This window comes from Azospirillum sp. B4 (assembly GCF_000333275.1).
Classification (GTDB): domain Bacteria; phylum Pseudomonadota; class Alphaproteobacteria; order Azospirillales; family Azospirillaceae; genus Nitrospirillum.
The window spans coordinates 1-9,436 of sequence record NZ_BACU01000346.1 but is presented as its reverse complement, the minus strand read 5'-3'; the positions used below and the strand labels follow the sequence as shown (position 1 = coordinate 9,436).

Sequence of the window (9,436 nt, the reverse complement as noted above, 5' to 3'; positions counted from 1 at the left end):
ATTAAGAGAACCGGAAATCGGCCGGCGGCAACAGGTTGTTTTGCTCGTCGTACCGTGGCGTACAAAGACAGGCGATCGGCGGAATCGCCGAATACTTGAGTTGCCGTAATCGCTGCTTATTGCGCGTCGCGCGCGGGATCTATGTCCTCGGAAATCTCCTGCCGGAGCTTCGGGCCCTTGGCGAGTCTGCGGCCGAGCGCTGCGACGAACGCATCGTAACGCTCACCCGCCTGGGCCCGCTGTCATTTCCATCGCCGGCGCCATGCAGGCCCGGACCATCGACAACATCAGCCCGCTGGATTATGGCGCCGTCGCGGATGGCGAGACGGACAGTAGCGCCAGCCTGGCCTTGGCCCTGGCGGCGGCGGCCGGCGGCACGCTGACGATCCGGGGGCGCTATCTGTCGACAGCCAGCCTGACCGTACCGCCCAACACGACGGTGACAGGTGATGGCGAGCTGATTTTTTCCGGCGGCCACGCGCTGATCTTGTCGTCCGGCTGCACCCTTGACGGTCTAACCATCAGCGGCGGCACACCCACCGACAACTCAGCCATCCAGGTGATCGGCCAGTCCAATGTCACCATCCGGGGCGTGACCGTCACCTCTCCGGGCAAGGCCGGGATCTACATCATCGGCTCGTCGACTGTCACGGTGGAGGGCTGGCTTGTCACTGACGCCCCCCACGCGGCGATCGCATTGCACAGTTCGACAGCCGTCAAGATCGGGCGCGGCACGCTGTCCGGCGGCAGCAACCAGGGTGTGTTCATCGCGGGCGCCTGCACCGATGTGATCATCGACAGAGTCCACTGCCTGGCGTCGAGCGGGGGGCATGCCGGGATCGGTCTTCAGGGGTATGGCGGAACGGAACTGCCGGGCAACCCGGTCTCGACGCCCAGCGACCGGATCACGGTCAGCAACTGCGTGGTGGAGGATTATGGCCTTTTAGGTATCGAGTTCTGGGGCGGCAGCACCAACGTATCAATCAGCAACTGCATTATCCGGCGATCCACGCAATGGGGGTTCGGCCTCAGCCTGGACAGCGTGATAGGCGTGACGGTCAGCAACGTCACGGCCATCAATTGCACGTACGGAATTGAAAACGCGGCATCCAGCAATGCCGTCTATTCCAACATCCGGGGCCTTGGCTGCGCGACGACCCTTTCGTTGACCGGCACATCAGCCCCGACACTGACCGGCGCAAATGGAACCGGCGTCGTGGTGACCGGCCTCCTGTGCCAAAGCGCAACCGAGTCATCAATCGGCACCATCAACACGACGTCTCGCATCCGCGTGAGCAACGTGGTTGTTCGCGATTTCGCCGGGGGCCTGATGATTCGCATCCTCAACGCGACCGATGTTGAAATCCGGGGGGCGTCGCTGGAGGCCAATTTTTCCGGTGCGGACAACCATAATTTCGTGGTGGCCGATGGATCACATGTTTTGATCGACGACTTTAGCCTGCGCGCGACGGGTTCAATCCCGTCGGTTTCGCTTCAGGCGTACCAGAATGGCGTTTTGACGATCGGCCGCGTCCACGCGCACGACAATGCGTTCAACGTCGTCGCCTCCGCCACAGCCGATGGCGTCAGCGACATCCGTTCGCTCAATGGCGACAGCGGCTTCGGCGGCTACGGCATGGACCTACCCCTTTCAAAGGGCGCAGGTGGTGGCGCCACCTCATCTGCGATCAATGGGATCGGGTCATCCACTCGGACGATTTATGACAGCGGCGCGAACCGCTACATCCGCTTCAAGGTTAAAAAGACCACGAACTTTTTGCCCATTCTGCATGTCATCCGTTGGGCCGGAACCGTGGATGGTCAGGTCCAGCGTGGCGGCGTGATCACGTTGGGGTTCTGGGGCGGCACCGTGATCAAGGACCCGGCGGTGGGCTTCATCGGGTCCGCCCCCGCCTGGACCAGCTACATCACCGACACGGACGGCTATCCCTGCTGGGACATCCATTTCCCGGTTACGGGGGGCATCACGGCCACAATCGACAGCATGGGGCTGGGCGTCACCGGCGATGACTGGCTGATCTACCGGGTGAGCGACACCGCCAGCACCGGTACCGTCAACCAGATGGCCACCGGCTCCGGGATGGCGGTCATGGCAACCACTCCAACGCTGGTCAATCCGACCGCGACCACTTCGGTGACGATTGATGGGGCGCCGGGAAACTGGCGTTACGTGGGGTTCAAAACCGCCGGTGTCTCGCGGTTTGATGTGGGTATCGATGTCGCGGGCGAAAGCGGCGGGAACGCCGGCAGTGACTTTTTCGTCCACCGCTTCGCCGACGACGGCAGCTTCATCGACAGCCCGGTAATAGTGAGCCGGGCCACGGGGAGTGCCACCTTCGCCAGCGCCCTGTATGCGCCTACGGCAAGCGCCAGCAGCAACACCACGCAGGTCGCGACCACCGCCCACGTCCAATCGGCAATCACCGCCCGGGCGGCCGTGGCCAACGGCTTGGCGACGCTCGACAGCGCCGGCAAACTATTGACCAACCAGTTGCCGGCGCTGGCGATCACCGATACATGGACCGTCGCCAGCCAGGCCGCCATGTTGGCCCTGAGCGCGCAGCGCGGCGACGTGGCGGTGCGGACGGATGTGTCTGAGGCCTACATCCTTGCGGCCGACGATCCCACGGTGCTGGCCAATTGGGTGCAGCTGCCGCACCCCGCTGCGCCCGTCCTGTCGGTATTCGGCCGCACCGGCGCCGTGGCATCGGCGGCCGGCGACTACGCGGCCGCCATGATCACCAACACCGCCGCCGGCGGTATCACGTCGGTGACCGTCCAGGCGGCCTTGAACGAGCTGGATACCAAGAAGGCGCCTCTGGCCAGCCCGGCGCTGACGGGCACGCCCACGGCGCCCACGGCAGCGGTAGACACCAACACCACCCAGGTGGCCACCACGGCCTTCGTCCTGGCGCAGGCTGGCGCGGCGACCCCGGCGATGGATGGCACCGCGGCCGTGGGCAGCAGCACCCGCTACGCCCGCGCGGACCACGTCCACCCGACTGACACCAGCCGGGCGCCCCTGGCCAGCCCGGCGCTGACGGGGACGCCCACAGCACCCACGGCGGCCGTGGACACCAGCACCACCCAGCTGGCCACCACGGCCTTCGTCCTGGCGCAGGCTGGCACGGCGACACCGGGCATGGACGGCACGGCGGCAGCGGGCAGCAGCACCCGCTACGCCCGCGCCGACCATGTGCACCCCACGGATACCAGCAGGGCGCCGCTGGCCAGCCCCACCTTCACAGGGACGGTCACCACGGCCGCGCTCACGGCAACCGGCCTGATACGAGGCTACCTGGGCGTGGCGGGGGGAAATCAAAACTTCGCCGTTCTGACCCCCACCGACTACGCCGTAGGGAAACCGCAGCTCTATTTTAAAACCGATAGCGTGGCCACGAATTGGCGCATCGGGTTGTGGGACGGCGCCAGTAACGCCGGCACCCTCTATCTGGACGCCGGCACAGTGGCTGTAGGTGTTATCACGGCGTCCACGGCGGCGGTGGACACCAACACAACGCAGGTGGCCACCACCGCTTTTGTCCTGGCGCAGGCCGGTGCGGCGACCCCGGGCATGGATGGCACGGCGGCCGTGGGCAGCAGCACCCGCTACGCCCGGGCCGATCATGTGCACCCGACGGACACCAGCCGGCTGGCTGCTGCGAACAACCTATCTGATCTGGGTTCGGCCGCCACGGCCCGCACCAACCTGGGTTTGGGCAGCATCGCCACTCAGGCGGCCAGCGCGGTGGCGATCACCGGCGGTACTGTCGATGGCGTTGTGATTGGCGGCACCAATCCGGCCGCCGCGACGGTCACGGCGCTGACCCTGACGGCGGCCCCATCGTCGTCGGTTCCCGCGCTGGCGATGGGAGCGGGTGCCGGCCTGTACCTGGTCAATAACAATGGCAACATCAAGCTGGCGGCGGGCGTCAATGCCTCAACCGGCAAGGGGGGGGTGGCGGCCCTGGTAGCCGGATCGGCCACCATAGCGGGCCAGACTGGCGGTACCATCAACATCACCCCGGGCTCCGGGAATGGCGCCGCAAATGGTGCGGCGAACATTCTTGATGCCGCCGGCAATGCCCGCGTGGCTGTGCTGGATAGCGCCATCACCTTGGCCGGCACCGTCACGGTCAACAGCGTCACGGCGTTCGATGCCTCCGGCATCGTCGGCCTGCGAAGCTACACCGTCGCCACGCAGCCCAGCGCTGCTACGGCACAGCGGATGATTTACGTATCGGATGAATCCGGCGGCCCCGTGCCGGCTTTTTCCGATGGCACCAATTGGCGCCGCGTAACTGATCGCGCCGTCGTCTCCTGACCGCTATCTTCCAAAGGAAGTGAGGACGCAATGACCCTTCAGACCACGCAGTTACCCTATGAGTTCCTGGCCCGGTGGGGCGCGGATGGTAAGCTGCAGGGCTGTCATGTTCAGTGGCGCTATATCGTCAGTGATGGCGCGACCACGCTGGCCGAGAGCTTGAGCGAGGCGCAGGCGGTGACCAGCGCGACCACCTATCCCCTGGCGGACCTGCTGGACCAGGTCCAGGCCGCCGCCGTGGCAGCCGCCGGCGACGCCCAGGCGGCCCTGGCGGCAGCGCAGGCTCAGTTGCAGGCCGAGGCGGCGCGGGCGGACGGGTTGGCTGAACAGCTGACCCAGGCCCAGGAGCGCCTGGCGGTGTTGGAACTGGGCGCCCCCTAACGCCCACACCAGCCGCAGATTGATCCGCCCGCCAGCAGGTGCTGAGCGGGCTTTTTATTGCCTGAAACACAGAGAGGGCCCGCATGAACATTTTCGACCACGGCCGAACGGCCGGGGATGCCGCTACGCTGTCGGCCGCGATAACCGGCCTGTTGCCGGGCGTTGTGACCGTCCTGACCGTCATCTGGATGCTGCTGAGAATCCTGGAGACCAGGACGGTGCAGTGTCTCCTCCATCGCCTGACCGGCGGGCGTCTGGGCGAGCGCCGCGCCACGCGCGCTGGCGGGGAGGGCTGAGTCATGGATCAAGCCAAACTTGCGGCCGATCTGCGCCGCGACGAGGGCGTGCGGCTCAAGCCATACACTGACACGGTGGGAAAGCTGACCATTGGTGTCGGCCGCAATCTAACCGATGTCGGTCTGACGCCGGCCGAAGTCGACGCCCTGCTGGCCAACGACATCGCCAGCGTCACGCAGGCGCTGGACCAGGCGTTACCCTGGTGGCGCGGCTTGTCGGAAGGACGACAGCGCGCCCTGGCCAACATGGCCTTCAACATGGGCATGCCGACCCTGCTGACCTTCCGTACAACGCTGGGGCATCTGCAGGCCGGCCGGTTCGAGCAGGCGGCGGAGGCGGCCCTGGCATCGCGCTGGGCCATCCAGGTGGGCGACCGCGCGACCCGCATCGCGGCACTGATCCGCGCCGGCTGACCTTACCGGCACCACGTTGCAATCCGGGGCGCCTTGGGCGCCCTTTCTCATTGGGGGAACGTCTGATGGGTATCCTGCAAGACCTGCTGTCGCCGGCCAGTGGCATCATCTCGCCCGTGGTCAACAAACTGTTGGATTTTATCCCGGACCCCACCGCCCGGGCCCAGGCGGAAGCCGCCGCCTACAAGGAGGCTGCGGATAGGGTGCAGCAACTGGACCTGGCGCAGCTCGACGTCAACAAGGCGGAGGCGTCGTCGGCCAGCGTGTTCGTCGCCGGCTGGCGGCCATTCATTGGTTGGGTGTGCGGCGCGGCCTTGGCATCCCAATACATCGTCATGCCCTTGGTCGTATGGCTGGCGGGCTTGATCCTAGGCCATGCCCCGCCGGCGCCGCCGAAGCTGGGCGACGATCAACTGACCACCATCCTACTGGGGATGCTGGGGCTGGGGGGTCTTCGGACCCTGGAAAAGGTCAAGGGCGTCAAGTGATATGGCATAGTCGTCGTCATGATCGACTTGATAAACCATGACTGCTGGTGGTGCGCCCAGGGCGGCCTTTCCCGGTTCGGTAGCTTCGGCTTCGGCCAAGTCTCCGGCCGGAAGGGCCGCTGGGCGTGTTCCGAACATCGCGCCGATGGCCAGGCGTGGACGGCGCCAGCGGCGGATTTTCTTCCGCAGGACAGAACGCTTTTTGACGCGCTGTAGGTGGGACACCCATAGTGAAAATCATATGGGATGCTGTGGGGTTTTTGTATGTCCCACCTTCCCGGAAAGCGTTGTTCCATATAAATTATTTTAGTCCCACCGGGATCACCAAATTTTCAAGGGCTAGCTGCGTTTCCGGTTCAAGGCCGCCATCCTCGCCGCACGCAACATATTGACGCAGCGCGATGGCAACCGCACGATGCATCGGCCGAACCGATGATGCCGTATTGAATAATGCGGCTTGCCGGCCATCCCCATTCCGATGACTTTCTCCTCACCAAAATAAAAAGCGGCCGCCTAAGCGCGGATCGCAAAATGAGGAGGAGATGCTCTGTGAAGAACTGGGCAATTCGCACGGCAATTCTGTGCGCGATTTCGTTTGCCAATTTGCAAGTGGCGGAGGCAACGGAAAGTGGCGGTAACAGTTATCCCCCTGGTGCCAGCATCTACCTGGCCGGTGCGATGCCACCGCCGGGCGAGTACATCCTGTTCCAGCCCAACTACTACACCGCTGGCCAGATGAACGACGGTGGCGGCAACAAGCTGCCCCTGGACTTCAGCGTCGAATCCGTCTCTCAGACCTTTCGCGGCTTCGTCGTCACGCCTTACCAGCTGTTCGGCGCCCAAGTGGCGTCGGAGGTGATTCTGCCCATCGTCGACCTGCATGCCGAGGTGGCTGGGCAGAAGACCAGCAAATTGGGTTTCGGTGATATCGGCATCACACCGCTGTTGCTAGGCTGGCACCTGGGTCCCAACCTGTCCCTGGTGTGGGGCACCGACATCTTCATGCCGGTGGGCCAATACAGCGCCACCGCCCTGGCCAACATCGGCCGCAATGTCTGGTCCTTCCAGCCCACGATGGGCCTGGCCTACGTCGATCCCCAGGGATGGCAGGCACATATTTCGCCGCGTCTGGCGTTCAACACCACCAATGACGCCACCCACTACCACTCCGGTTCGGACTTCGACCTGGACTTCGCCGTCGCCTGCAATGTCGATGGATGGCGCTTCGGCGTTTCCGGCTATTTCTACGTCCAGTACGAGGATGACACTCAGAACGGGTTGAAGGTGGACAGCGACGGCTACCGTGGCAAGGCCTTCGCCGCAGGCCCGGCCATCAGCCATAATATCGGCCCGCTGGATGCCACCTTCACCTGGCAGCATGAGTTCATGGCCGAGCACCGGGCCCAGGGGGAGAATTTCTGGATGCAGATCGGGCTGCGTCTTTGACGGGATGGCTTGGGATTCTTGGTCGCGGGCGTTAGAATTTCAGCCAAAGCGTGTATTTTGGAGGCTGAGATGAGGGCTGGCATCGTCTATCTGGCGGTCATGTTTTTCACCGTTTTGACCATCGGGCCGGCAGCGGCGGAGGACCCGTTCGGCAAGGACCCCGGCCCTGGCTGGAAAGTTGTCGGGAGGCTCACGGACGTGCCGACGACCAAGTTCATCCTCGTCAATCCCAAGCATGCCCAGGACCCGGCGGTTTACCGTGAGGCTGTGGAAGCGGAGTGCGGGCTATATTGCGAGCTCGGTTTCTTCCTGCCAGGGGACAAGATTCCACCGAATCAATCCGGCAATGATTTCGCACGGGGAGGCAGTTGGTCGAACTACCCCACGCTTGCCTACTTCGGGGGCAACAAAAGCCGGGGCAAGGAGGGCTTCACCAACTGGGATTGCGCGCGGGCGGGCGAAAACGGTGCACCATTGGGTGCGCTGTGCGGCAAAGGTGTCCGTGAGGGCCACAGGGCGCTGCTGGCCGTCGCCGATTGGGAGGGGGCGGCTCCCCTGTGCGGCTGGCCGGCCAATGGGGCTGGGCAGGAAATCAAATCTTACTTCGCCGGTCTCAAGAATCCGGAGCGACGGACCGTCTTTGAGGCCGAATATGAAAAGTACCTGCGGCAATCGGCCGACGATGTGCGCGCCAAGCCGAATGTCCAGGCCTTCTGCCAATCATTTCGGAAACGCTACGAGGATGATGTCACCCAAAAGCTGGAGGCCCTGCGACAAGCCCTGCGGTGATCCTCAAAGCAGGCACCGGGCCGTTTGGGGCGCCAGCAGGTTGGCATCGTCGTTGCGCACGTTGCCAACCCGGGCGCCCACCGCCCAGAAGCGGGTCTGGTTGGCGGGGTAGGGCCGCAGCAGGTCCAGCAGGGCGGGCGTCTCGGCGCCCGTCTCGCCCAGCCAGGCGGGCCAATGCTCCGGCGTCAGGATGACCGGCATGCGGTGGTGGATGTGGCCGATGGTGTCGTTGGCCGCCGTGGTCAGGATGGTGTAGGTGCGCACCCATTCGCCGCTGGCGGGATCCCTCCAGCCTTCCCACAGGCCGGCGAAGGCGGCGGTCTCGGTGTTGGCGGGGGCGATGGCGTAGGCCTGCTTGGCACCGTTCTCCATCCGCCATTCATAGAAGGCCGTCACCGGCACCAGGCAGCGCCGACGGGCGAAGGCCTGGCGGAAGGTGGGCTTTTCCGCCACGCTTTCTGACCGGGCGTTGATCATCTTGGCGCCGCCTGACAGGTCCTCCGCCCAGGACGGCACCAGGCCCCAGCGCAGCATGTCCAGCCGCCGCTCCCCGGCTTGCGCGTTCCAGCGCACCACCGGCGCCGTCTGTGTGGGCGCGATATTGAAGCGGCCGGGGAAATTCGGCAGGGAGCCCAGGGTCTGGAACAGCGCCTCCATGGCCTGGGGTGGGGTGACGGCGGCATAACGACCGCACATGGCGGGAACTCCGGGAGGGACGGACAGGCGCTTGGCGCGAAGCCAGCGTCATGGTACCGCTGAAGGCGTTATAGATGCCACAGCTAGTACCCGAGACGCCACCATGACCCAATCCCTGGTTTCCGCATCAAGTGTCACCGGCGTGCCCAAGGTGGGCATCGGCGTGCTGATCCAACGGGAAGGGCGCATCCTGCTGGGCCGCCGGCGCAACAGCCATGGCGACGGCAGCTATTCCTGGTGCGGCGGCCACCTGGAATACGGCGAGACCTTCGAGGAGTGCGCCATCCGTGAGGTGCGGGAGGAATGCGGCCTTGTGGTGCGGCGCCTGCGCTTCCTCTGCCTGCACAACATCCTGGCCTACGACAGGCACTATGTGGACATCCAGTTCCTCGCCGAGGAGGTGGAGCCTGGTGAGCCCCAGGTGCTGGAGCCCCACAAGATCGCGGACTGGGGTTGGTATGAGGTGGACGCCCTGCCGCGGCCCCTGTTCCGGCCAGTGGAACTGGCCCTGGACGCCTGGTCCGCCCAGCGCAGCTACACGCCGCCAGTGCCTTGAGTTGCTCCGCACGGCGAGTTTTCCG

General features: G+C 64.9%; 9 protein-coding genes and 1 pseudogene. 8 read left to right on the top strand and 2 right to left on the bottom strand.

Features of this window, described 5'->3' with window-relative positions:
* Positions 1 to 116: 116 nt before the first annotated feature.
* Positions 117 to 239, bottom strand: a pseudogene (locus I55_RS38475) (CopG family transcriptional regulator); the annotation flags it as partial.
* A 23-nt stretch (positions 240 to 262) separates the two neighbouring features.
* On the opposite strand from I55_RS38475, the gene I55_RS33115 reads away from it, so the two are divergent.
* From I55_RS33115 to I55_RS15295, 7 genes are all read left to right on the top strand, one after another.
* The gene (locus I55_RS33115) at positions 263 to 4,345 is read left to right on the top strand and encodes a right-handed parallel beta-helix repeat-containing protein (protein WP_049974162.1); all 4,083 of its coding nucleotides are present in this window, start codon (positions 263 to 265) and stop codon (positions 4,343 to 4,345) included.
* 30 nt (positions 4,346 to 4,375) lie between these two features.
* Positions 4,376 to 4,726: a hypothetical protein gene (locus tag I55_RS36015; RefSeq protein WP_044561456.1), complete on the top strand. Its 351-nt coding sequence runs from the start codon at positions 4,376 to 4,378 to the stop codon at positions 4,724 to 4,726.
* Between the two features lie 83 nt (positions 4,727 to 4,809).
* Positions 4,810 to 5,022, top strand: a complete 213-nt coding sequence (locus I55_RS15320) for a hypothetical protein (protein WP_044561455.1) — start codon at positions 4,810 to 4,812, stop codon at positions 5,020 to 5,022.
* A 3-nt stretch (positions 5,023 to 5,025) separates the two neighbouring features.
* On the top strand, positions 5,026 to 5,436 hold the full coding sequence (locus tag I55_RS15315; RefSeq protein WP_044561454.1) for a glycoside hydrolase family protein: 411 nt from the start codon (positions 5,026 to 5,028) through the stop codon (positions 5,434 to 5,436).
* 65 nt (positions 5,437 to 5,501) lie between these two features.
* Positions 5,502 to 5,924, top strand: coding sequence for a 3TM-type holin (locus I55_RS15310; protein ID WP_049974161.1), 423 nt, complete (start codon positions 5,502 to 5,504; stop codon positions 5,922 to 5,924).
* A 609-nt stretch (positions 5,925 to 6,533) separates the two neighbouring features.
* Positions 6,534 to 7,370 carry a transporter gene (locus I55_RS15300; protein ID WP_159107205.1) on the top strand — a complete coding sequence of 279 codons (837 nt, stop codon included), beginning with the start codon at positions 6,534 to 6,536 and terminating at the stop codon, positions 7,368 to 7,370.
* 69 nt (positions 7,371 to 7,439) lie between these two features.
* Positions 7,440 to 8,159 carry a hypothetical protein gene (locus I55_RS15295; RefSeq protein ID WP_044561452.1) on the top strand — a complete coding sequence of 240 codons (720 nt, stop codon included), beginning with the start codon at positions 7,440 to 7,442 and terminating at the stop codon, positions 8,157 to 8,159.
* Positions 8,160 to 8,162: 3 nt separating this feature from the next.
* On the opposite strand, the gene I55_RS15290 is transcribed toward I55_RS15295, so the two are convergent.
* Positions 8,163 to 8,855 (bottom strand): SOS response-associated peptidase, encoded by a 693-nt coding sequence (locus I55_RS15290; protein WP_044561451.1) that lies wholly within the window; start codon positions 8,853 to 8,855, stop codon positions 8,163 to 8,165.
* A gap of 103 nt (positions 8,856 to 8,958) precedes the next feature.
* On the opposite strand from I55_RS15290, the gene I55_RS15285 reads away from it, so the two are divergent.
* A complete protein-coding gene (locus tag I55_RS15285) occupies positions 8,959 to 9,411 on the top strand; it encodes an NUDIX hydrolase (RefSeq protein WP_044561450.1) in 453 nt (150 codons plus the stop codon).
* Positions 9,412 to 9,436: the final 25 nt, after the last annotated feature.